Source organism: Leucobacter luti (assembly GCF_050310065.1).
Classification (GTDB): domain Bacteria; phylum Actinomycetota; class Actinomycetes; order Actinomycetales; family Microbacteriaceae; genus Leucobacter; species Leucobacter luti_B.
Genome location: NZ_CP190007.1, coordinates 226,877 through 250,011 on the forward strand (window position 1 = coordinate 226,877; position 23,135 = coordinate 250,011).

A 23,135-nucleotide genomic window follows, 5' to 3' on the forward strand; every position below is an offset into this window, starting at 1 on the left:
TGGGGCCTTACGGCCGACTCGAGGGAGCGGGCCCGGGCGCGGGCGCGGGCCCGGGCGCGGTCCCGGGCCCTCGCCCGCTCACGCCGCGGGCTGCGGGACCCGGATCTCGGGGTCGGCCTTCACGTGCACGATCGACACGCCCTCGGCGGCGAGCGCCGCCGCGACGACCTCGCGCGGGTCCTGGGTGCCGTCGTAGACGAAGCCCGTGCCGCCGAAGGCCTCGGCGTACTTCGCGAAGTCGGGGTTCTGCAGGCGGGTGCCGCTGATGCGCCCCGGGTAGTCGCGCTCCTGGTGCACCCTGATGGTGCCGTAGATCCCGTTGTCGACGACGAAGATCGTGAGGTTCGCGCCCTCGGCGACCGCGGTCGCGACCTCCTGACCGTTCATCATGAAGCAGCCGTCGCCAGCGAAGGAGAGCACCTGCCGCTCGGGGAACGCGAGCGCGGCGCCGACGGCGGCGGGGATCCCGAGCCCCATCGCGCCGTTCTTCGGTGCGACCAGGGACGGGTACTCCTGCGACGGAAGGTAGCGCTGGGGCCAGATGGCGTAGTTACCCGCGCCGTAGGTGACGATCCCCGCCGGGTCACGGAGCTCGCGCACCGCCTCGAGGAGGAGGCCCATGTCGCCGACGGGGCTGCCATCCGCTGCGGGGGTCGCGTAGCGCTCGAACGCCGCGCGCGCCGCGCGCATGCGCTCGACGCGGGCCGCGGCCGGAGCGCCGGCGTCGGCCCCGGCGCCAGCGTCGGCCTCGGATCCGGATCCGGATCCCGCCGCGACCCGCTCCGCGAGCGCGACCGCGAACGCACCCGGATCGACCGTGAAGCTCACGTCGACGCGGCCGTGGTGGCCCTGCAGCTCGGGGTCCGGGCTCGCGATCACGGTCGTCGCGTCGCCGCCGATCGTGTAGCCGTCGCTCAGTACGTCGGCGCGGCCCGTGCCGACGAAGAGGATGAGGTCGGATCCTGCGAGGAGCTCGCTCAGCTCCGGATCGCGCCCGTAGCCGAGCATCCCGGCGTAGGCCGCGCTCCGGTTGTCGACCAGGTCGGCCGCGCGGAAGTCCGTCGCGATCGGGACCGCGAGCGCCTCGCCGACGCGCGCGATCGCCTCGGCGGCCGCCGCGCTCCAGACCTCGCCGCCGAGCACGATCGTGGGCGCATCGGCCGCGGCGAGCTGCGCGATGAGCTCGTCGAGGTCGGCAGCCGCCGGGAGGATCGCGCGCGCCGCGGGGCGCGCCTCGGTCGACCCGGCGACGCGGTGCTTGAGCAGGTCCTCGGGGAGGCCGACGACGACGGGGCCGGGCTTGCCCGACTCCGCGATCGCGAAGGCGTTGCGCACGACGCGCGCCGCCTCTGCCGGGTTGTCGATCGTGAATACGCGCTTCGCCGTCGTCGCGTACCAGCCGCCGAGCGAGAAGTCCTGGAACGCCTCGCGCTCGCGCTCGCGGCTGTCGACGAGGCCGACGAACAGGATGAGCGGCGTGCCGTCCTGCCAGGCGTTGTGGATCGCGATCGAGGCGTTCGCCGCGCCCGGCCCGCGCGTCACCATCGCGACGCCCGCGCGCCCCGTGAGGCGCCCCTCGGCCATCGCGGCCATGCCGACGCCGCCCTCCTGGCGGCACACCACGGTGCGGATCGGCGAGTCGTAGAGCCCGTCGAGCACGTCGAGGTAGCTCTCGCCCGGGACGCAGTAGATGCGCTCGACCCCCTCGGCCTCGAGCTGCTTCACGATGAGGTGGCCTGCGCTGATATCGGCGAACTGCTGCATGTGCATTCCTTTGCTGCGGTGCGTGCGGTGTGGAAACGGGTGAGAGAAGAAGAAGACGTGATGGGGCAGGGGAAAGGCCCCGGGCGCGAGGGCCCGGGGCCCCCGGTCACTTGTCGGAGGAGAGGAAGCGTCTGGCCCGCGGATCCTCGGGGTCGTCCATCCACTCCGGGCTGCCCTGCTCCACGATCCTGCCCTCGGACATGAAGATGACGTAGTCGGAGATGTTCCGGGCGAACTCGACCTCGTGGGTGACGATGACCATCGTCATCCCGTCCTCGGCGAGCTCCTCCATCACCTTCAGCACCTCGAGCGTCGACTCGGGGTCGAGCGAGGAGGTCGGCTCGTCGAACAGGAGGATCTCGGGCTTCAGCGCGAGCGCCCGCGCGATCGCGACGCGCTGCTGCTCGCCGCCCGACATGTCGGGCGGGAACGCGAGCGCGCGATGGCTGAGCCCCACGCGGTCGAGGAGGCGGAGCGCGTTCGCGATCGCGGCGTCCTCGGGCGTCCCGAGGGAGAGCTGCTGCGCGAGCACGACGTTCTCCGCAGCGGTGATGTGCGGGAAGAGGTTGAAGCGCTGGAACACCATGCCGACCTTCGCTCGCATCCCGGCGAGGTCAACGCCCGACACGAAGCCGTCGTCGAACACGGTCTTGCCGAGCAGGCCGAGGCGGCCGCTCTTCGGCGTCTCGAGCAGGTTGAGGCAGCGGATGAACGTACTCTTGCCGCCGCCGCTCGCCCCGAGCACGCTCACGATCTCGGACTTCGCGATCTTCAGGTCGATCCCCTTGAGCACGACGTTGTCGCCGTAGGCCTTCACGAGGTCGGCGACCTCGATCACGGGTTCGACGAGGTCGATCGACCCGGTCAACGGGGTTTTCGATACGGCGTTCACGGCACCCTCCTCAGCACTGCGGTGGTCACGTTGTAGGTGTCGGCGAGCTCGCGCCGGATCTTCCTCAGGCGGCGCTTGCGGCCGGGGAAGAGCGGGTCGCCGCGGTGCACCTTGCGCTCGATCCAGAGCAGCAGCTGCGACACGGGGTAGCAGAGCGCGAAGTAGATGAGCGCGATGACGATGTAGACCTCGAGCGGGGCGAACGTCTTCGCGGCGATGACCTGGCCCTTCGCCATGAGCTCGCCCGCGGCGATCGTGACGAGGATCGAGGTGCCCTTGAGCAGGTCGACGAGGTAGGCGTTCATGCCCGGCAGGGCGAGGCGGATCGCCTGCGGCGCGATGATGTGGAAGAAGATCGCGGTGCCCTTCATGCCGAGCGCCTGCGCGCCCTCCGTCTGGCCGCGGTCGACGCCGTTCATCGCCGCCCGGAAGATCTCGGAGAGGTACGCGCCGTAGAACAGCACGAGCGCGATCGTGCCTGAGGCGAAGGCGTCGAGCTTCAGGCCCGAGGTCGCGAGCCCGAAGTAGATCACGAACACGATCACGAGGAGCGGAATGTTCTTGAAGAACTCGGTGTAGACGGCCGCGATGAAGCGGAACGGCACGATCCGGGATCGCCGCATGAGCGCGGCGAGCATCCCGACGACGACCGCGCCGATGAAGCCGACGAGCGTGTACTGCAGGGTGGTCCAGAGGCCCGCGAGCAGATCGCTGAAGAAGTCGGGCCACGGGACCTTGAAGAAGGATGTCTGGAGCATGGTTCAGGTTCTCCTGTCCGAGCGGCGGGGAGGGGATCCGGATCCTGATCGGCGCCCGGATCCCGCCCCCCGCCTGCTGCGAATGCTTACTCTGCGGACTTCCGCTCGGCCGAGGGCGGGGTCCACCCCTCCTTGCGGTCCACGCCGATGCGGCGATCCGTGACCTCGGTGGGCGCGATCAGGTACTCGTCGGGGTCGCCGCCGACGCCCTCGATGAGCTTGTCCATCGTGCCGTCCGCGTACATCGCGCGGATCTCCTTCGTGAGCGCCTTCTCGACCGACTCGTCGCCCGTGTAGAGCGCCGTGATCGCGGGGAGGAGCGCCGTGAGGCCCGGCTTCGCCTTGACCTGCTCGGGCGTCGGCGCCTCGAGGTAGTTGGTCTTCAGCTCGATGTCGGGGCGCTGCTGCGCCGTGTAGGTCACGACGAGCGGGTCGAGCAGGATCGCGTCGACGCGGCCGCCGGCGAACGCCTCGACGACGTCCTCCATGCGCGGGAACAGCACGGCCTCGGCGCCCTCGATCTCGGGGATCGCGTCGACGAAGGCGTAGCCCGTGACGGTGCCGATCTTCTTCCCCTTCAGGTCGTCGATCGTCTTGTAGTCGGTGCCCTCCGGGCCGCCGACGACGGGCGGGTTGTAGTAGGTGTCATCCGTGTAGATACCGCTCTTGGAGCGCTCCTCGGTCCAGTTGATCGTGCCGATCGCGACGTCGGCGCGATGCGTCTGCACGCCCGAGAGCATGCCGGCGAAGTCGGTCACGGCGACCTCCACCTCTAGGTCGAGGCGATCCGCGATCTCGTTGATCATGTCGCCGTCGAGGCCGACGGCCTTGCCGCCCTCCTCGCCCGAGTACGGCATGTAGGGGCCGAACGTGACGATCAGCTTGCCGTCCTCGACGGTGTTGATCCCGCTGCCCTCACCGCCGCCCTTCGGGTCGTCGGCCGCCGAGCAGCCGGAGAGCGAGACGATGACCGCGAGCGAGGCCGCGAGCGATGCCGTGGCAAACAACTTCTTCATGAATTTCCTCCTTGAAATCACTGACGCTTCTGCGCGAGTTCTTGTGCCGGGCCCCGCCGGGGCCCGTTCTTCCGCTGCGCGGATGCGCCCGACCCAGCCGACGTTGGCTGACCTGGCCAACCTCAGTATTTCCCGGCCGAGTCGGGCGCCCTCCCACCAAACGGGACACTCTCGCGCGGCGATCCGCCGAGATGTATAGCCCGTTCAGCACGGAAATAGGGCAGGATGCGCCCCGGTCAGGCGGGGCTTCCCGCAGGGTCCTTCGCGGCGGCCGCCTCGGCCGCGTCCTCGGCCTCGCGCTTCCGCCTGACCGCGGCGGATCCCGCCCCGATCGCACCGATCATCGTGGTCAGCGCGACGCCAGCGAGCAGCAGGGCGACGCCCCACGACTGGTTGCCGCTCGCGATCATGATCGACTGCGACAGGATCGGCAGGAAGCCGCCGATGATCCCGAACACGTTGTACGAGACGGCCATCGCGCTGTAGCGGTACTTCGCGGGGAACAGGCCCGAAAGCAGCGAGCCGATGGGGCCGTACGGGATCGTGAGCGAACCCATGCCGATCATGATGCCGACGGTCGCGAGGAAGATGCTCCCCGAGTCGACGAGCATGAACACGGGGAACGCGAGCAGCGCCGAGATCAGGCCGCCGGCCGCGCACACCTTCCAGGCGCCCACCCGGTCGGCGATCCGGCCCGAGATGATGATGACCGCGATCTGTACGAGCGCGCCCCAGAGCGTCGCCGAGAGCATCGTCTGCCGGTCGTAGCCGAGCTCCTGCGTGCCGTAGCTGATGAGGAACGTCGTCACGATGAAGAAGCCCGAGCCGCCGAGGAGCGCGGCCATGCCGCCCAGGATCATGCGACCGCCCGTGTGCCGGATTGCGCTCAGGATCGGGACCTTCACGACCTCCTTCTGCGCCTGGAGCTCCTTGAAAACGGGCGACTCCTCGACCTTGAAGCGCAGGTACAGGCCGACCGCGAGGAACGGGAACGCGAGCAGGAACGGGATCCGCCAGCCCCACGAGAAGAAGTCCTCATCAGGCAGGGTCGACACGATCGTGAGGGCACCCGTCGACATGAGCGTCGCGATCGGCGAGCCGAGCTGCGGGATCGCGGCGTAGATGCCCTGCTTCGACTTCGGCGCGTGCTCGAGCACGAGCACCATCGCGCCGCCCCACTCGCCGCCGGCCGAGATGCCCTGGCAGAGGCGCAGCAGCAGCAGCGCGAGCGCGGCCCCCACCCCGATCGCCTCATACGTCGGCAGCAGGCCGATGATTCCCGTCGCGAGCCCCATCAGGGCAATCGAGCCGACGACGGCCGCGCGGCGGCCGATCCGGTCGCCGATGTGCCCGAAGATGAGCGCGCCGAGCGGGCGCGCAATGAAGCCCGCGGCGAAGGTCGCGAACGACAGCAGCGTCGCGACCGCAATATCGTCGGCGGGGAAGAACAGCTTCGTGAACACCACGGCCGAGGCCGTGCCGTACAGGATGTAGTCGTACCACTCCATCGCGGTGCCGGCGAAGGCGGACGCGGCGACGCGATTCACCTGTCGCCTGCGGTCCGGGCTGATCGTGTTCTCTGACACGGAGATCCTCCTCGATCTTGGCGCCGCCTCGGCAGCGCACGGGGACGGCCGTCGGCCCCTCCCGAAGATGCTCGCCCAGATCCCGCGCCCGCCCCGGGTACATCAGGGCGAACTTCGGCGGCGGGGTGTACATGTGGGTGGGTTGGCGGGTTGGGTGCGGGGGTGCGGGGGTTGCCGAGTCGGCCGTAAGGCCCCATTCCCGGCGCCGAGTCGGCCGTAAAGCCCCAATCACCCGCGCGAAAGGGGCCTTTCGGCCCACTCGAGCGCGGGATCCCGACACGAAAGGCCAAGAACGGCCTCGGGGGGCTCGCAGACCCGGGCACCCGCGCGCTCGCGCCCGCACCCTGCCGCGCGCCCACGCGCACGCGCACGCGCACGCCGAGTCGGCCGTAAGGCCCCAATCACCCGCGCGGTTGGGGCCTTTCGGCCCACTCAAGCGAGGGATCCCGACACCTGGCGCCAATTGCGGCCGCGGGGGGGGGGCTGGGGCTCACGGGGCTTGGGCACCCGCGCGCCCCCTCGCGTATCCGCACCCGGCCGCACGCGCACGCCGAGTCGACCCAAAGGCCCCATTCCTGGCGCCGAGTCGGCCCAAAGGCCCCAATCACCCGCGCGAAAGGGGCCTTTCGGCCCACTCGAGCGCGGGATCCCGACACCTGGCGCCAATTGCGGCCGCGGGAGGCTGGGGCTCGCGGGGCTTGGGCACGCGCGCGCACGCCGAGTCGGCCCGAAAGCCCCATTCCCGGCCCCGAGTCGGCCGTAAAGCCCCAATCACGCGCGCGAAAGGGGCCTTTCGGCCCACTCGAGCGCCAGAGCGCGTGGGCGGGCGCGGTCGGGCAGGCGCGGGGGCCGGCGCGCCCGCAGCGCCCGCGCTACTCGATGCGGGCGACCGCGATCTCGCCCTCGCCCAGGATGACGCGGGCGGGGCCGCGGAAGAGGTCGTTGAGGGCCGGGGTTGGGGCGTCGATCCGGAGCCTGCCCGCGAGCTCGCCGAGCTTCGCTGGCTCCGCGACGAGCACGAGGTTGCGGCGCGGCAGGCGTCCCAGGATTTCCGCTGTGAGCTGGTGGTTTCCGCGGCCGATCACGAAGCCCTGGCCGCCGATGGGCGACAGCACGACGGCGAAGTCTCGGTCTCGGGTCAGCGCGGCAAGCTCGGCGCCGCCGAGGGCCAGGTGCACCGAGCCGCCCGGCAGCACCGCGTCGAAGCCGAGCAGCGTCGGCTCGTCGACGCCGAGGCGCTCGGAGACGCGAGCGACCGTCGTACCCGGCCCGAAAAGGAGCGCGTGACCCGGGTACTGGCGCCGGATCTCAGCCGCGACGCCGCGCGCGTCGATACCGCTGCCGTGCGCGGGCGAGCGCTTGCCGCGCTGCATCCGCTCGTGCAGCGGCACGAGCATGGTGCCGTAGATCGAAGTGGAGAGCACGCCCTCGCGGCGGGCTTCCTCGTCAAGGTCTACGACGTCGCGCTCGACCGTGCGGGCCCGGCCAGCCCGGCCAGCGAGCACCTCGGCGACCTGCTGGGCCGCGTCCTCGGGGGTGACCGCGAAGACGCCCGAGTGCATCTTCACGCCGGCCGGCACCCCCAGGCAGAGCTGGCGGGCGCCAGCCCCTGCCGGAGCGCCGGAGCCGGCCCCGGATCCCAGCCCCCGCAGCACGTCGCGCGCTGTGCCGTCGCCGCCGACGAACACGAGGATGTCGACTCCGCGCTCGGCGTACGAGCGGGCGAGGGCCGCGGTCTCGTCGGCCGAGCCGGCCGGATCGCGCAGCACTGCGGCGGAGGGGGCGAGGCGCGCGAGCTCGCGCACGAAGCGCTCGGCCCGCTCGGGCGCCCGCGGGATCCCGCCGGCGGCCGCGGCCGCCGCCTGCACGGCGTCGCCGTCGCTGCCGCCGAGGCCGACCTCGCCGCCGATCCCCGCGAGGGGATTGACGACGAGGCCGACGACGCCAGGCGAGCCGACCAAGCCAGCCGACTCGGCTCTAGCCTCGCCCCCGGAGCCCACGGAGCCCACGAACCCGCACCCCCTACCGGTGGAACGCCTTCTCGGGCCGCTCGCGCGGCTCGAAGCCTGCGGGAGGCGTCCAGTGCTCGGGCACGGCGGTCTCGCGGCCCAGGTACTTCCGCTCGTAGGCGCGCCACGAGGTCGCCCACGTGTCGGGGTCGCTCATGGCCTCCTCCTCGACGCGGTGGATGCTCGAACGGTGCGGCGCCGTGAGCACGAGCTCCGGGTTCTCCCGCGCCTCGCGCGCCACGCGCATGAGCGCGTTCACGTACTCGTCGAGCTCGGCCTTCGAGTACGACTCGGTCGGCTCGATCGTCGCGGGCTCGGGCACGATGTAGGGGTGGTGGCTCGTCCAGTAGTGGAAGCCGTAGTCCGCCATCCGGCTGCCGAGGTCGGCGGAGGCGACGCCCGTCTCGTCGGCGAGCTTCTGCCAGCTGTAGCGCACCTGCTCGATCGGCAGGCGGCCCGGCACCTCGTAGGAGGCCTCGACGCCGGGCTCGTCGCGGAGCCGCGCGTTGATGTAGTTGTTGTTGAGCACGGCGTCCTCGGCGACCGCGAGCAGGCCGTCGGCGCCGAGCGCCCGCACCCACGCGTAGGCGCGGATGAGGTTCGGGACGACCCCGTAGAAGGGCCGGATCGGCGCGACCGCCTGCGGCCCGGCCGCCTCGAGCGAGTACACGCCGTCGCGCTCGCGCACGCGCGGGCCGGGGAGGAACGGCTCGATCGCCTCGGTCACGCACATGGCACCTGCCGCGGGACCGCCGCAGGCGTGCGGCGTCGAGAACGTCTTGTGCAGGTTGAAGTGGCAGATGTCGAAGCCGGCGAGGCGCGCGCTCGTGATCCCGAGCATGCCGTTCGCGTTCGCCTGGTCGTAGACGCCGAGCGCGCCGACCTCGTGCACGGCGTCGACGATCTCCCTGATATCGGGGTTGAAGATGCCCGTGTCCTCGGGGTTCGTGATGAGCACTGCCGCGGTGCGCTCCGAGAGCACCTCGCGCAGCGCGTCGAGGCTCACGAGCCCGTCCTCGCCCGGGTAGAGCGTGATCACGGAGTAGCCGAGCGTCTTTGCGGTCGCCGCGTTCGAGGGGTGCGAGAACACGGTGGTCACGATCTCGGTGCGCTGATCGGCCTCGCCGCGCGCCGCGTGGTAGGCCTTCACGAGGCTCACGTTGCCGAAGATCGCGGCCGATCCGGCCGGCGCCTGCAGCGACACCGCGTCCATGCCCGAGATCTCGCACAGGTACTGCTCGAGCTCGTGGATGATCTGGAGCACGCCCTGCGTGCTCGCGTCGCCCTGGAGCGGGTGGATCTCCGCGGCCTCGGGCGCGCGCACGAACTGCTCGTTGACCTTGGGGCTGTACTTCATGGTGCAGGTGCCCTGGCCGATGTCGACGTTGAGGTCGGCGCCGAGCGTCTCCTGCGAGAGCCGCAGGAAGTGCCGCTGGACCTGGGCCTGCGCCACGGCGGGCAGCCCGATCTCGCGCTCGGAGGCGACGCCGGCCTCGGCCGAGCCTGAGAGCGACTGGGCGATCTCGGCCGGCAGCTCGGGGACGTGGATCCCGCGGCTGCCCGGCACGTCGTAGCTGAAGATCAGCGGCTCGTGCCAGCGGGGCGCGTGGTATTCGCGCGGCTCCGAGATGTCTCGCGAGACGGCGGGAACGCCCGTGCTCTTCGGTGCGGTGGTCATGCGATCTCCCCCAGTTCGCGCACGAGCGCGTCGATGTCTGCCTGCGTGTGCTGCTCGGTGACCGCGACGAGGAGGTCTCCCTCGCGGCCCGCGAAGAAGGCGCCGAGGTCGACGCCCGCGTGGAAGCCGCGCTCCTCCATCCGCTCGCGGATCTCCGCGGCGCTCAGCGCGTCGTGGCGCACGGTGAACTCGCGCCAGTTGGCGGATCCGGCGTGCGGCACGGAGAACCCGGGCAGCTCGGCGATGCGGTCCTTCGCGTAGCGGGTCATGCCCGCGACGTAGGTGCCGAGGCCGCGCATGCCCTCCGGGCCCATGAGCGAGAGGTAGACGCCGGCCGTGATGGCCCAGAGCGAGGCGGCCGTGCCGACCCACTCGTTGCCCTCCTCGCGGCGCGCGAGCGAGGTGCGCTCGTAGGCCACGTCGGTGAAGCCGATCTCGCCGGACTCGCTCGTGGGCGAGAGGCCGAAGAGGCGCGAGGCGAACTCGAAGACGAACTCCGGCTCGTCGTGGGTCGCGATGAAGCCGCCGTGCCCGCCGCCGAAGTGCATGCCGACGCCGAGCGACTGGATGTCGCCGCACACGATGTCGGCACCCCAGTTCGCGGGTGCCTCGAGGAAGCCGAGGGCGACCGGATCCGTCGCCGCGACGACGACCGCGCCGTTCGCGTGGGCTGCCGCGGCGATCTCGCGCGCCTCGCTCTCGACGACGCCGAACACGTTGGGGCTCTCGATGAGCACGGCCGCGGTGTCGTCGGAGACGAGCGCCGCGACGGTCTCGGCGGAGAGCCGGCCCGTGGCCTCGTCGACGTCGACGAGGCGGACCGTCACGGAGTCGGGCAGGTAGGTGCGGATCTTCGCGAGCTTGCCGGCCTCCATCGCGGTCGACACGACGACCTCGCCGCGGCCCGTGAGGCGCAGCCCCATGCGGAGCGCGGTCGCAGCGGCCTGGTAGCCGTCGTAGGTCGGGATCGACACGACGTCCATGTCGAGCAGTTCGGCCATGAGGCTCGTGTACTCGAAGAGCGCCTGCCACTTGCCGTGGTCCTCGGTCGACTCGCCGGCGTAGGCGGTCAGGAACTCGGCGCGGCCGTTGATCTCACCGCAGGTCGCGGGCACGAAGTGCTGGTAGCAGCCGTATCCGAGGAAGCTCCGCGCGGGCAGTGCCGGCGTGTTCTTCGCGAGCAGCCCGCGCATGTGGGAGACGAGGTGCGCCTCGCTGCTGAGCGCCGCGGGCAGATCCAGCCCCTCGGGCATCCGCAGATCGGCGGGAATCGTCTCGTAGAGGTCGTCGATGCCCTGCACCCCGATGGTGTCGAGCATCTGCTGCCGTACTTCCGGAACCGAGTTCGGAAGATACGGATGTGGGGTGGATGGCATCGTTACCGGCCCTTTCATCTCCGTCGCTGGCTCAACGATAGGGATCCGGCCGCCGCGGATCCGGTGTCCAGTGCGTACATTTCGGCCCCCTCCGTAGACACGATGTCGAAGTTTCGGCCGGCCGGCGAAACCCTACGATGAGCAGGTGATCATCGATGCTCTGATAACCAACGCGCGCGTCCTCACGATGGACCCCGAGCGGCCGACGGCGACGCGGCTCGGGATCTGGAACGGCCGGATCGTCGGCCTCGACGAGGAGCTCGAGGGACTGCGCGCGCGGCGCGTGATCGACGCGGGCGGCATGACCGTGCTCCCCGGCTTCCACGACGCGCACAACCACATGGCGACGTTCGGCAGGAGCCTCCTCAACATCGACGCCGGGGCGCTCGGCTCGCTCGACGAGCTGTACGCGGCCGTGCGGACGCGGGCCGATGAGGATCCCGAGCGGGAGTGGATCATCGCCGACGCCTACGACCAGCGCGCCCTCGGCGGCCACCCGACGCGCGAGGGTCTCGACGCCGCGGCCCCCGGCCGCAACGTCATCGTGAACCACCGCACGACCCACATGCTCGTCGCGAGCACTCCCGTGTTCGAGCGCGTGGGAGCGCTCCACACCGACTGGCCCGTGCCGTCTGGCGGCTTCGTCGAGCGCGACGAGCGCGGCGCGCCTGTCGGCCTCGTCGGCGAGCAGGCGATGGCCGCGTTCCGGGATCTCAGCCGCCCGCACAGCGTCGAGGTGCTCGCGGACGCGCTCGGCCGCGCGAGCGACCGCTTCCTCTCGGAGGGCATCACGGCCGTCGGCGAGGCCGGGATCGGGGATTCCCCCGTCGTCGGCTCGAGCCCGATCGAGCTCCTGCCCTACCAGGTCGCCCGCGAGCGCGGCCGGCTCGGCGTGCGCGTGCGCCTCATGGTCTCGATGGAGAACCTGCACGGCGTCGTCTCGGCGCCGGACGACCTCATCGATCTGGGCCTCGACCTGGGGCTCCGCACGGGCTTCGGCGACGACTTCCTCGGGATCGGCGCGCTCAAGATGTTCACGGACGGCGCGATCAGCAGCCGTACGGCGGCCCTCGACGAGCCCTACTGCGACCACGGCGGGCACGGCGTCATGCAGTTCGGCCGGGAGGAGCTCACGGCGCTCGCGAGCTCCGCGACGCGCGCCGGCTGGCAGCTGGCCGTGCACGCCATCGGCGACCACGCGAACGACGTCGCGCTCGACGTCATCGAGACCGCTGCGGCCGGCGCGCCGGGCAACGGCTTCCGCCACCGCATCGAGCACGCCTCGATCCTGCGCGACGACCAAGTGCGGCGCATGGCCGCGGCCGGCATCACGGCGTCGATCCAGCCCGAGTTCGTGAGCGCCCTCGGCGACTCGGTGCTCGCGGGGCTCGGCGAGCGCGGCCCGTGGACCTACCGGCACCGCTCGCTCATCGAGGCCGGGATCCCCGTCGCGCTCGGCAGCGACCGGCCCGTCGTGTCGGGCCACCCGCTCCGCGGCGTGCGCGACTCGGTGCTGCGCCTCACCTCGAGCGGCGCGGCGTTCAGCCCCGGCGAGGCCGTCGACGTGATGACGGCGCTCCGCGGCTACACCCGCGACTCGGCCGCGGCGATCGGCATGGCCGACCGCCTCGGCGTGCTGCGGGCGGGCGCCTACGCCGACCTCGCCGTGCTCGACGGCGATCCGCTCACGGCCGATCCCGCGTCGCTTCCCGACATCGCGGTCGCCGCGACCGCGGTCGCTGGCGACTTCCTGTTCGACCCGAGCGGGCTGGCCCAGTGAGCCCCGCGGCGAGCACCGTCACGGTCATCGGCGGCGGCACGATGGGCCGCGGGATCGCGGTCGCTTCGCTCGTCCGCACGCCCGCCGCCGTCTGGCTCGTCGAGACCGCGGACGGGCTCCGCGAGGAGCTCGCGCGCGGGATCGCGGCAGACGCCGAGGCGCGCGGGGCGCACGGCGCCGGATCCCGGCTCAGCGTCGTGGGATCCCTCGCCGAGACCCCGGAGGCCGAGCTCATCGTCGAGGCCGTCCCCGAGATCCCGGAGCTGAAGCACCGCGTGCTGCGGGAGGCCGAGGGCCGGCTCGCGGCCGGCGGGATCCTCGCCTCGAACACGAGCTCGCTCAGTATCGCGTCGCTCGCGGCGGCGCTCGAGCGCCCGGGCCGCTTCCTCGGCATGCACTTCTTCCAGCCCGTGCCGGACACGGTGCTCACGGAGCTCATCCTGCACGACGGCGTCGACGGCCAGGCGGTCGAGGCAGCCGAGCGCTGGACCGCGGCGCTCGGCCGCGAGGCGATCACGGCGCGGGATGTCCCGGGCTTCGCGACCTCCCGCCTCGGCCTCGCGATCGGCCTCGAGGCGATCCGGATGCTCGAGGAGGGCGTCGCGAGCGCCGAGGACATCGACCGCGGGATGCGCCTCGGCTACCAGCACGCGGTCGGGCCGCTCCGCATGACCGACATGGTGGGGCTCGACGTGCGCCTCGCGATCGCCGAGTACCTCGCCGAGCACCTCGGCCCCCGCTTCGAGCCGCCGCAGCTCATGCGCGACATGGTCGCGGCCGGCCGGCTCGGCAGGAAGTCCGGCCGCGGCTTCTTCGACTGGGCTGAGTAGGCGGAGCCGAAAGCGGGGCGCTGACCGGGAGATTCCGGCCAGCGCCCCGCTTGCGTTCGCGCGCCCCCGCGCTACTTCGCGACGGGCCAGTCGGCCTCGCTCGGCAGGTGGATTAGCTTCTGGTTCAGGAACTCGGAGATCGCGTAGCGCCCGAGCTCGCGCCCGAAGCCCGAGGCCTTCGTGCCGCCGAAGGGCAGCTCGGGGGAGTCCGCGAGCGACTCGTTCACGTAGACCATGCCCGTGTCGAGGCGGTCGGCGACGCGGAACGCCTGATCCCGATCCGTCGTGAAGAGGTACGAGCCGAGCCCGAACGGGATGTCGTTCGCGAGGGCGACCGCCTCGTCCTCCGACGACACCCGGTAGAACTGGGCCACCGGGCCGAAGAACTCCTCCTGCGAGGTCTCGGATCCGACCGCGATCTCCTCGAGCACGGTCGTGCCGAAGAAGGCGCCGTCCGAGCTGCCGTCGCCCAGCACGAGCCTCGCGCCGCCGTCGACGGCGCGCGCGACCTGCTGCGTGAGCTCCTCTGCCGCGGCGACCGACGACATCGGGCCGACGCGCACGCCGTCCGTGTGCGGGTCGCCTACGGGCGCCGCGGCGAGCGCCGCGACGAACGCCTCCTTGAACTGGTCGTAGAGCTCGTCGATCACGATGAAGCGCTTCGCGCCGTTGCAGGCCTGGCCGCTGTTGTGGAGGCGGGAGTTGAGGGCCGCCGTGACCGCGTCGGCCATGTCGTCGACGCTGAGCACGATGAACGGGTCCGAGCCGCCGAGCTCGAGCACGACGGGCTTCAGGTGCTTGCCCGCGAGCGATCCGACCGCTCGGCCGGCCGCCTCGGATCCCGTGAGGGAGACGCCGCGCACGCGCGGGTCGGCGATCACGCGCTCGATCCTGGCGCTCTCGACGAAGAGGTTCTCGTAGGCACCCTCGGGGAAGCCGGCCTCGCGCAGGATGTCGCCGATCGCGGCCGCCGACTCGGGGCACTGCGACGCGGGCTTCAGGAGCACGGTGTTGCCCGCGAGCAGGTTCGGGGCCGCGAAGCGCGCCACCTGGTAGAAGGGGAAGTTCCAGGGCATGATCCCGAGCAGCGCGCCGAGCGGGGTCGGCCGCACGATCGCGGTGCGGCCGCGCTTCGAGTCGATGACCTCGTCGGCGAGGAACTGCGCGCCCTCCTCGCCGTAGTAGCGGTAGATGAGCACGACGAAGCCGATCTCGCCGAGCGCCTGCCACTTCGGCTTGCCCATCTCGCGCACGATGATCTCGGCGAGCTCGTCCTGCCGCTCCTCGTGGAGGTCGGCCGCGCGCCGCAGCATCGCGGAGCGCTCCTCGAGGCTCAGCGCGCCGAGCGTCTCGCGCGCGGCGTGGGCGCGCGCGATCACCTGCTCGAGCTGCTCGTCGCTCAGCGGGGCGAGCGCCTCGCCCTGCTCGCCCGTCGCCGGGTTCACCACTCTGTAGACCATCGATTCCTCCTTGAATTCAGCGGCACCAGCCTAGGGACGGCGCGGGGCGGTCCGGCTTGTACAGCACGGCGAGACGCGAGGGGCGGCTATCCGATGTGGCGGGTTCCCTGTGCGCCGCTCCGGGCCTATGTTGAGGATCGTCGGCGCGGGGATCCCGCGCCCCGAAAGCGTCGATCCCGCGTTACACGCGCAACGTGCGAAGGAGCACCGCATGCCGCAGCCCGCCTCACGGATGCAGCTCGTCCAGCCCTCCGCGATCCGCGAGCTGCTCGCGCTCGCGGCCGATCCGGGGATCATCTCCTTCGGCGGCGGCTACCCGGACACCTCGCTCTTCCCGCTGCCCGAGCTCGCGGCGGCATACTCGAGCGCGATCCTGGAGCACGGCTCCGTGGCCCTGCAGTACGCCGCGTCGGAGGGCCTGCCGCGGCTCCGCGAGCAGCTCGCCGAGCGCATGCGCGCCGACGGCGTGGACTGCGGTCCCGAGAACATCTTCCTGATCCAGGGCGCCCAGCAGGCGATCGACCTCGCGGGCAAGATGTGGCTCGACCCCGGCGACATCGTGATCACGGAGGAGCCGACGTTCCTCGGCGGGCTCGTGGGGCTCAATCCCTACGAGCCCCGGTATCGCGCCGTCCGCACCGACGACGACGGCATGGATCCCGAGCACCTCGAGGAGGTGCTGCGGGCGAACCCCGGCGCGAAGCTCATCTACACGATCCCCGACTTCCACAACCCGACGGGCGTGACCATGACGCTCGAGCGCAGGCGCCGGGTCGTCGAGCTCGCCCGCGAGTACGACGTCATCGTGCTCGAGGACGCGCCCTATCGGGAGCTCTTCTTCGGTGCGGCGCCCTTGCCCACGCTCAAGAGCTTCGACACGGACGGCCGGGTCTACCACGTCGGCAGCTTCTCGAAGACGCTCGCGCCGGGGATCCGGACCGGCTGGATGGTCGCGGACGCGGAGCACGTGGAACGCCTCGCGCTCCTGAAGCTCGCGACCGACACCCAGAACAGCACGCTCAACATGTTCGCGGTCTCCCGCTACCTCGAGGAGAACGACTACGACGCGCACCTCGACCGGATCCGTGCCCACTACCGCGGGAAGCGGGATCACACGCTCGCGGCGCTCGACGCGACGCTCCCGGGCGACATCGCGTTCACGCGCCCGGAGGGCGGCCTCTTCGTGTGGCTGAAGTTCCCGGACGGCGTCGACACGGACCGCCTGCTGCGTGAGGAACTCATCCCGGTCGAGCGCGTCGCGTTCGTGCCCGGCTCCTCCTTTTACGCCGAAAAACCCTTGTTCAGCCGCGGTAGACTGGGGTTTCCGACCCTCCCGCACGACCGTATCAGCGAGGGGATCCGCCGAATCGCGGATGGGATCGCGCGCACGAGGAGCGCGTGACCGCCCCCGCCGCTCGGTTGCCAGAAAGCCCCGCATGATTCGCCTTCACGACGTCTTCGAACTGCCAGAGCTCGGCCTCACGCCGGTCGTCACTCCGGCGGGCGCCTCGCCCGAGATCCGGTGGGCGCACGTCAGCGAGCTCGTCGATCCGACGCCCTGGCTGCTCGGCAAGGAACTGCTGCTCACGACTGGGTTCGCGCTCGAGGACGAGCCGCGCGCCTGGGACGACTACTGCGGCCGCATGAAGAACGCGGGCGTCTCGGTGCTCGGCATGAGCACGGGCCCGAGCCTGCCCTACCCCGCCGTGCCCGCCGGCCTCATCGCCGCGGCCGAGTCGCACGGGCTCGCGCTCATCCACGTGCCGCACGACACCCTCATGCAGAGCGTCGTGCAGCGGGTCTCCGACGCGCTGCATCACGCCGCCAATCAGGACCTCGTGCGCTCCTTCTCCGTGCAGCGCCAGCTCAGCGAGGCCGCGTCGAGCAAGGGCGGCGTCGACCGCATCGTCGAGGTGCTCGCGCGCGTGCTCGGCTTCCAGACCGTCGTGCTCGACGAGCGGCTCCGGATCCTCGCGAAGAGCAGCCACACGGCGGAGGAGCGCATCGCCCCGATCCGCACCGAGCTCCGCGCGCGGCTGCGCGAGGGGCTGCGCTGGTCGATCTCGCAGGAGGGCCAGGAGGACTCGCTCGTCGTGCTCCCCCTCGGCACCGAGGGTCGGCTGTCCGGGATCCTGACCTGCTCGAAGCCCGGCGCGCTGAGCGTGCACGACCGCGCGGCGCTCGGCCTCGCCGCGTCGCTGCTCGGGATCCTGCTCGAGCGGCGCATGGCCGCCCAGCAGCACCGCCGCATGCTCGAATCGCAGCTGCTCTCGAACCTGCTCGCCGACTCGGGCACCGTCGCCGACGTGCAGCGCTACCTCGCGCAGCGCGGGATCGAGGTCGACCACGTCGAGGTGCTGAGCACCGGGGCCCCCGAGAGCGAGGCCGACTACGACGAGTTCGTTGCCGGCGCCCTCGAGCTCTGCGACGAGCTGCTCGCGACGCGCTCGGCCGACGGCTGCACCTTCGCGCTCGTCAACGCGCGCGAGCCGCTCGCCGCGCCGCTGCGCGAGCTCGTGCAGGCGCTCGGGCTCGCCCCGGCCGGCCTCGGCGAGCGCAGGCCGCTGCCCGGGATCGCGGAAAGCCTCACCCAGGCGCGCTTCGCCCGCTCCGTCGCGATCACGCGCGACCTGCCGCTGCTCGAGCGCGCCGACACGGGCGGATACCGCGCGCTCATGCAGATGGGCTCGCACGAGGCGAGGCACCGCTTCGCCGACAGCGTGCTCGCGCCCATCGACGAGGCCGACCAGAACGGGCGGGGCGAGCTCTTCCGCACGGTCCGCGCCTACCTCACGGCGCTCGGCAACCATGAGGCGACGGCGGAGGCGCTCGGCGTCCACCGCCACACCGTGCGCGCCCGGATCGCGCGCATCATGCAGCTGACCGGGAGAAACCTCTCGCATCCCGAGGATTTCCTCGAGCTCTGGCTCGCCGTCGAGTGCCGCACGAGCAGCGCGGAGATCGACGAGTGCCCGGGGTTGGGCGGGGAGGCGGCCGCGTCCGAGGCCAGCACCGCCGAAACGGGCACCGCCGAGTAGTACACCGCGTACACCGCGCGCTGCCGCTTGGCCAGAGTGGAGCGGCGCACACGCGATCCTGCCTGAAATGCTGGGCGGACCAGCAGAACGAGGTCCGAGGCCGCGGCGGGAGCCGCGCGCAGCGCACTTGAGGAGCGAAGATGCCCAGCACAGCGAGCACCGGCGGTGCCGGCCGCACCGGCCGCACCCGCCGCAGCGTCCTCGTCGTCGGCGGCGGCCTCATCGGGCTGTGCGCCGCGTTCTCCCTGCTGCGCGACGGCCACAGCGTCACGATCGTCGAGCGCGAGCGCGTCGGATCCGGCGCCGCACGCGGCAACGCGGGCGAGATCACGCCGCTCAACGTCCTCCCCATGGCCGGGCCCGCGATGATCCCGGAGACGGTGCGCGGCGTCACCTCTCGCACCCACTACCTCGCGGTCTCCCCGCTCGCGCTCCCGCGGCTCGCGACCTTCGGACTCTCCTTCCTCGCGCACTGCGCACCGCGCCGCGTCGCCGCGGGCTCGCGCGGCCTCGACCAGCTCGTGCGCGGCGCCTTCGCCTCCTTCGACGCGATGCGCCGCGACGGCCTCCAGCTCGCGGGCGGCGGCGAGGGCTACGTCTACACCCACCCCGACCTCGCGCGCCTCGAGGCGCACCGCGCGGCGCTCGTCGCGCGCGCCGACCACCTCGGCATGGCGCGCCCCGAGCCGATCCTGCGCGGCGGCGACGTGCGGGCGGCGGATCCCGCGCTCGCGAACTCGGTCGCGCAGGCCTACGTCGCGACGACCGAGCGCTTCCTCGACCCCGGCCTCCTCGTCGACGAGCTGCGCGACCGCCTGCTCGCCGAGGGCGTCACGATCCGCGAGGGTGTCACGGCGCAGCGGCTGATCCCGGGCACGAGCGAGCCGGGCCCCGCAGGCTTCCCCGGCGTCGCCGTCCGCGATGAGGCGGGCCATCAGGAGATCATCCGCGAGTCGCGGATCGTCGTTGCCCCGGGCGCCTTCGCGCCCCGGCTCCTCGACGCAAGCGGGATCCGGATCCCGAACCGGCTGCGCGTGCGGCCCGGCCGCGGCTACAGCTTCACGGTCGAGACCGACACGATGCCGCGGCTCCTGCTCGGCTCGCTCGCCGAGCGCACGGTCGCGATCCCCATGAACGGGCGGCTCCGGATCGTCGGGCTCATGGACTTCGACGGCTCGACCGACCGCTACGAGCCGGCGCGCGCGAGGCAGCTCGCGCGCCGCGCCTCCCGCTTCCTGCGCGGCGTCGACTGGGACGCGATCAGCGAGGAATGGGTCGGGCCGCGGCCCATGACGCCGAGCGGGCTCCCCGTCATCTCGCCGCTGCCCGCGGACTCCCGGATCGTCGTCGCCGCCGGCCACAACATGCACGGCCTCTCGCTCGGCGCCGTCACGGGCGACGTCGTGGCCGCGCTCGTCGCGGGCCGCGCGCCCGTCGTCGCGGGCCGCGAGATCGACCTCAGGCCGTTCGCGATCCCGCGCTGACCGCGCGCCCCAGCACCTCACCCCCTGTTCCCCGAAAGAAAGGAGAGCCACAGTGACCGACACCGCACCGGGCTCCGCCCCCGCCTCAGCCTCTGGCTCAGCCCCCGTCGCAATCGTGACCGGAGGCGCGGGCGCCTTCGGCTCCGCCATCTCCCGCCGCCTCGCCGCGGCCGGCCAGCACGTCGTCATCGCCGACCTCGACCTCGCCGCCGCCGAGCGCGTCGCAGGGGAGATCTCCGGATCCGGGGCCGCTGCTGGCGCGAGCGCCGTCCGCGTCGACCTCGCCGACGAGGCATCGATCGCCGCCGCGATCGCCGAGGTGCTCGAGCGCCACGGCCGCATCGACACGCTCGTCAACAACGCGGGCTACTCCCCCGTCGGCGGCCTCGACACGACGAGCCTCGCCGACTTCGACCGCACGATCGCGATCAACCTGCGCGGCGCCTACCTCATGTGCGCCGGCGCGACCGAGGCGCTGCGGCGCTCGCCAGCAGCGCGCGTCGTGATGGTCGGATCCCGCACCTGGCTCGCGGGCGGCAACCCCGCCTACACCGCATCGAAGGCCGGCGTCGTGGGGCTCTGCCGCACCGTCGTGCACGCGCTCGGGGCGACGGGCGGCACCTGCAACGTCGTCGCCCCCGGGCCCGTCGACACCCCGCTCGTCGACACGATGGGCATGGGCGACGCCCGCGCCGAGAACTTCCGCCGCTACGCCGAGGCCGCGCCGCTCGGCCGCGTCGCGACCCCCGACGAGGTCGCCGCCGCCGTCGCGTTCTTCGCCGGCCCCGACGCGGGCTTCATCACGGGCGAGGTGCTGCACGTCGCCGGCGGGCTGCAGCTCGCGCCGCGGCTGTAGCGGCCAGTTTTTCCCACCCCACCGACACAGAAAGCACTGATCCCGTGACTCACACGCAGGCCGGCACCACGGCCCCTCCCTCCCCCGTCCGCGCCGGCGGCTCGCCGCGCAAGGTCGCGTTCGCGAGCTTCATCGGCACGAGCATCGAGTGGTACGACTTCTTCCTCTACGGGACGGCGTCGGCGCTCGTGTTCGGCGCGCTCTTCTTCCCGAGCGAGGAGCCCATCATCGGTACGCTCCTCGCCTTCGGTTCCTTCGGCGTCGGCTTCGCGGCCCGCCCGCTCGGCGGCGCGATCTTCGGCAACCTCGCCGACAAGATCGGCCGCAAGAAGGTGCTCGTCGCGACCCTCCTCATCATGGGCTTCGCGACCGCCGCGATCGGCCTCCTCCCGACCTACGCCCAGATCGGCGTCTGGGCGCCCGTGCTCCTCGTGACGCTCCGCCTCATCCAGGGCCTCGGCGTCGGCGGCGAGTGGGGGGCCGCAGTGCTCATGAGCGTCGAGCACGCGCCCTCCGGCCGCAAGGGCTTCTTCGGTTCGATACCCCAGATGGGCGTGCCCGTCGGCACCATCCTCTCGACCGGCGCGTTCAGCCTGCTCGCGCTCCTCCCCGAGGACGACTTCCTCTCCTGGGGCTGGCGGATCCCGTTCCTCGCGAGCTTCCTGCTCGTGATCGTCGGCCTCGTCATCCGCATCTCGATCGAGGAGTCGCCCGCGTTCCAGCAGGTCATGGCGAGCGGACGCGTCGAGAAGATGCCGATCGCGACGGCACTCCGCGGCCACTGGCGCACGATCCTCGCCGCCGCGGGCACCCGCTTCTCCGAGAACTCGACGTTCTACGTCGTCACCGTGTTCTCGATCACCTACGGCGTCGAGGCGCTCGGCCTCGACCGCGCACTGATCCTGAACGCGGTGCTCATCTGCGCCGCCGTCGAGTTCGTGCTGATCCCGCTCTTCGGCCGGTGGTCCGAGAACACGGGCCACCGCCGCCTCTTCCTGTGGGCCGCCGCGGCATCCGTGCTCATCGCGTTCCCCTACTTCCTCCTGTTCAACACGGGATCCTTCGCGATCATCGCCGCGGCCATGACCGTCACCATCGGCATCGCCTGCGTCATGTTCGCGCTCGAGCCGGCGATCATGGGCTCGCTCTTCCCCACGGAGATCCGCACGAGCGCCGTGTCCATCGGCTACCAGGTGGCGGCAGTGTTCGCCGGCGGCCTCTCGCCCTTCATCGCGACGGGACTCTACGCCCTCTTCGACGGCGCCTGGTGGCCGATCGCTGGGTACATCGCGCTCATGGGCATCATCAGCTTCGTGTCCGTGTGGCTCGCGCCCGCCGCCGCCCGCCGCGAGAGCGGCCAGGAGGCGCACGTGTAGCGCGCGCTCTTCCCTCCCCGCGCGCACCGCGCCCCGCGCACCGCGCCCCCCGCGCACCGCGCCCCGCGCGCACCGCGCGCCTTCCCCGCCGAGTCGGCCGGAAGGCCCCATTCACGCCGCTGAATGGGGCCTTCCGGCCAACTCGATTGCGGGAATGGGGCCATTGGGGAGACTCGAGGGCGCGCGTGAGCGCCGGCGCATAGGCTGGACCCGTGGAGAAAGTGCAATTGCCCGAGGAGATTCGCTACGTCGCGCTCGGCGACAGCTTCACGGAGGGCGTCGGCGACGAGCTCCCCGACGGCACCGCAAGGGGCTGGGCCGACCTTGTCGCGCAGGGCCTCGCCGACGCCACCGGGCGCCCGATCAGCTACGCGAACCTCGCGATCCGGGGACGCCTGCTCGGCCCCATCATCGAGCAGCAGCTCGCCCCGGCGCTCGCGCTCGCCCCCGCCGCCACGCTCGTGACGTTCAACGGCGGCGGCAACGATATGCTCCGCCCGGGCACCGACATCGCGTCCATCGCGGCAGCCACGGAACACGCAATGCGCCGGATCAGGGATTCCGGCGCCCTCCCCGTGCTCCTCGCGGGCGCGAACCCGACGGGCGGCCTGCCGGGCGGCGGCCGCGTGCAGGCCAAGGGCGACGCGCTCGTCGTCGCCGCGAGCGGCATCGCCGACGGGCTCGGGATCCCGTTCGTCGACAACTGGAGCGATCCGGAACTCGCGGGCCGCCAGTACTGGTCCCGCGACCGCCTCCACCTCGCGCCGGTCGGGCACCACCGGGTCGCAATGAACGTGCTGCGCGGGCTCGGCCTCGACGCCCCGGACGACTGGGTCGTCGACGCCGCCCCGATCCCGGCCCCGACCAGGCGGGATCAGCTCCGTTACACGCGCGAGCACGTCGTGCCGTGGGTGCAGCGCCGCCTGACCGGCCGCTCGAGCGGCGACGGCCGCACCGCGAAGCACCCGGACTGGGTGCGCATCGAGCCGCGGTAGCGGCGCCATCGCGTGCCCTCGCCCGCGCTCCGCTGGGGACGGGCGAGGGCCTCCATTGACCCACAGATGTTGCCAGACATAAGATGTCAGACAACGGACAAGTCCGTGGTCACCGATGCCAATGGAGGTATGCACTCATGACCCCGCCCCGCTCACCGTTCTCGAGGCCCGCGCGCCGGGCGACGCCCATTGTCGCCGCCGCACTTTGCCTCACCACTCTCGTCTCCTGCGCGCAGC

The 23,135-nt window shown here is 72.0% G+C and carries 17 protein-coding genes; 8 read left to right on the top strand and 9 right to left on the bottom strand.

Annotation, left to right across the window (positions count from 1 at the left end; translation table 11 throughout):
* Positions 1–78: 78 nt before the first annotated feature.
* The 8 genes from ACOPJ3_RS01050 to gcvPA form a co-directional block, all read right to left on the bottom strand.
* The gene (locus ACOPJ3_RS01050) at positions 79–1,764 is read right to left on the bottom strand and encodes a thiamine pyrophosphate-dependent enzyme (protein WP_427869977.1); all 1,686 of its coding nucleotides are present in this window, start codon (positions 1,762–1,764) and stop codon (positions 79–81) included.
* A 106-nt stretch (positions 1,765–1,870) separates the two neighbouring features.
* Complete coding sequence (locus tag ACOPJ3_RS01055; RefSeq protein WP_427869978.1) at positions 1,871–2,656, bottom strand: amino acid ABC transporter ATP-binding protein; 786 nt, start codon at positions 2,654–2,656, stop codon at positions 1,871–1,873.
* Positions 2,653–3,414 carry an amino acid ABC transporter permease gene (locus ACOPJ3_RS01060; RefSeq protein ID WP_427869979.1) on the bottom strand — a complete coding sequence of 254 codons (762 nt, stop codon included), beginning with the start codon at positions 3,412–3,414 and terminating at the stop codon, positions 2,653–2,655. Before ACOPJ3_RS01060 ends, ACOPJ3_RS01055 begins: the two co-directional genes overlap by 4 nt.
* 86 nt (positions 3,415–3,500) lie before the next feature.
* The gene (locus ACOPJ3_RS01065) at positions 3,501–4,430 is read right to left on the bottom strand and encodes a transporter substrate-binding domain-containing protein (protein WP_427869980.1); all 930 of its coding nucleotides are present in this window, start codon (positions 4,428–4,430) and stop codon (positions 3,501–3,503) included.
* A gap of 236 nt (positions 4,431–4,666) precedes the next feature.
* Positions 4,667–6,016 carry an MFS transporter gene (locus ACOPJ3_RS01070; RefSeq protein WP_427869981.1) on the bottom strand — a complete coding sequence of 450 codons (1,350 nt, stop codon included), beginning with the start codon at positions 6,014–6,016 and terminating at the stop codon, positions 4,667–4,669.
* A gap of 872 nt (positions 6,017–6,888) precedes the next feature.
* The gene (locus tag ACOPJ3_RS01075; protein ID WP_427869982.1) at positions 6,889–7,977 is read right to left on the bottom strand and encodes an ATP-NAD kinase family protein; all 1,089 of its coding nucleotides are present in this window, start codon (positions 7,975–7,977) and stop codon (positions 6,889–6,891) included.
* A gap of 61 nt (positions 7,978–8,038) precedes the next feature.
* The gene (gcvPB, locus tag ACOPJ3_RS01080) at positions 8,039–9,703 is read right to left on the bottom strand and encodes an aminomethyl-transferring glycine dehydrogenase subunit GcvPB (protein ID WP_427869983.1); all 1,665 of its coding nucleotides are present in this window, start codon (positions 9,701–9,703) and stop codon (positions 8,039–8,041) included.
* Positions 9,700–11,097: an aminomethyl-transferring glycine dehydrogenase subunit GcvPA gene (gene gcvPA, locus ACOPJ3_RS01085; RefSeq protein WP_427869984.1), complete on the bottom strand. Its 1,398-nt coding sequence runs from the start codon at positions 11,095–11,097 to the stop codon at positions 9,700–9,702. Before gcvPA ends, gcvPB begins: the two co-directional genes overlap by 4 nt.
* Before the next feature lie 127 nt (positions 11,098–11,224).
* Here gcvPA and ACOPJ3_RS01090 point away from each other — a divergent pair, with 127 nt between their 5' ends.
* Positions 11,225–12,859 carry an amidohydrolase gene (locus ACOPJ3_RS01090; RefSeq protein WP_427869985.1) on the top strand — a complete coding sequence of 545 codons (1,635 nt, stop codon included), beginning with the start codon at positions 11,225–11,227 and terminating at the stop codon, positions 12,857–12,859.
* The gene (locus ACOPJ3_RS01095; RefSeq protein WP_427869986.1) at positions 12,856–13,689 is read left to right on the top strand and encodes a 3-hydroxyacyl-CoA dehydrogenase family protein; all 834 of its coding nucleotides are present in this window, start codon (positions 12,856–12,858) and stop codon (positions 13,687–13,689) included. Before ACOPJ3_RS01090 ends, ACOPJ3_RS01095 begins: the two co-directional genes overlap by 4 nt.
* 71 nt (positions 13,690–13,760) lie before the next feature.
* On the opposite strand, the gene ACOPJ3_RS01100 is transcribed toward ACOPJ3_RS01095, so the two are convergent.
* Entirely contained in the window at positions 13,761–15,149 is a 1,389-nt protein-coding gene (locus ACOPJ3_RS01100) for an NAD-dependent succinate-semialdehyde dehydrogenase (RefSeq protein WP_427869987.1), read from the bottom strand.
* Between the two features lie 211 nt (positions 15,150–15,360).
* Between ACOPJ3_RS01100 and ACOPJ3_RS01105 the strand changes: the two genes are divergently transcribed.
* The 6 genes from ACOPJ3_RS01105 (at position 15,361) to ACOPJ3_RS01130 (ending at position 22,898) form a co-directional block, all read left to right on the top strand.
* On the top strand, positions 15,361–16,551 hold the full coding sequence (locus tag ACOPJ3_RS01105) for a PLP-dependent aminotransferase family protein (RefSeq protein ID WP_427869988.1): 1,191 nt from the start codon (positions 15,361–15,363) through the stop codon (positions 16,549–16,551).
* Between the two features lie 34 nt (positions 16,552–16,585).
* Entirely contained in the window at positions 16,586–18,187 is a 1,602-nt protein-coding gene (locus tag ACOPJ3_RS01110) for a PucR family transcriptional regulator (RefSeq protein WP_427869989.1), read from the top strand.
* A gap of 140 nt (positions 18,188–18,327) precedes the next feature.
* Positions 18,328–19,671, top strand: a complete 1,344-nt coding sequence (locus tag ACOPJ3_RS01115) for an NAD(P)/FAD-dependent oxidoreductase (RefSeq protein WP_427869990.1) — start codon at positions 18,328–18,330, stop codon at positions 19,669–19,671.
* A 52-nt stretch (positions 19,672–19,723) separates the two neighbouring features.
* The gene (locus ACOPJ3_RS01120; RefSeq protein ID WP_427869991.1) at positions 19,724–20,527 is read left to right on the top strand and encodes an SDR family NAD(P)-dependent oxidoreductase; all 804 of its coding nucleotides are present in this window, start codon (positions 19,724–19,726) and stop codon (positions 20,525–20,527) included.
* Positions 20,528–20,571: 44 nt separating this feature from the next.
* On the top strand, positions 20,572–21,903 hold the full coding sequence (locus tag ACOPJ3_RS01125) for an MFS transporter (RefSeq protein WP_427869992.1): 1,332 nt from the start codon (positions 20,572–20,574) through the stop codon (positions 21,901–21,903).
* 212 nt (positions 21,904–22,115) lie between these two features.
* The gene (locus ACOPJ3_RS01130; RefSeq protein ID WP_427869993.1) at positions 22,116–22,898 is read left to right on the top strand and encodes an SGNH/GDSL hydrolase family protein; all 783 of its coding nucleotides are present in this window, start codon (positions 22,116–22,118) and stop codon (positions 22,896–22,898) included.
* Positions 22,899–23,135: the final 237 nt, after the last annotated feature.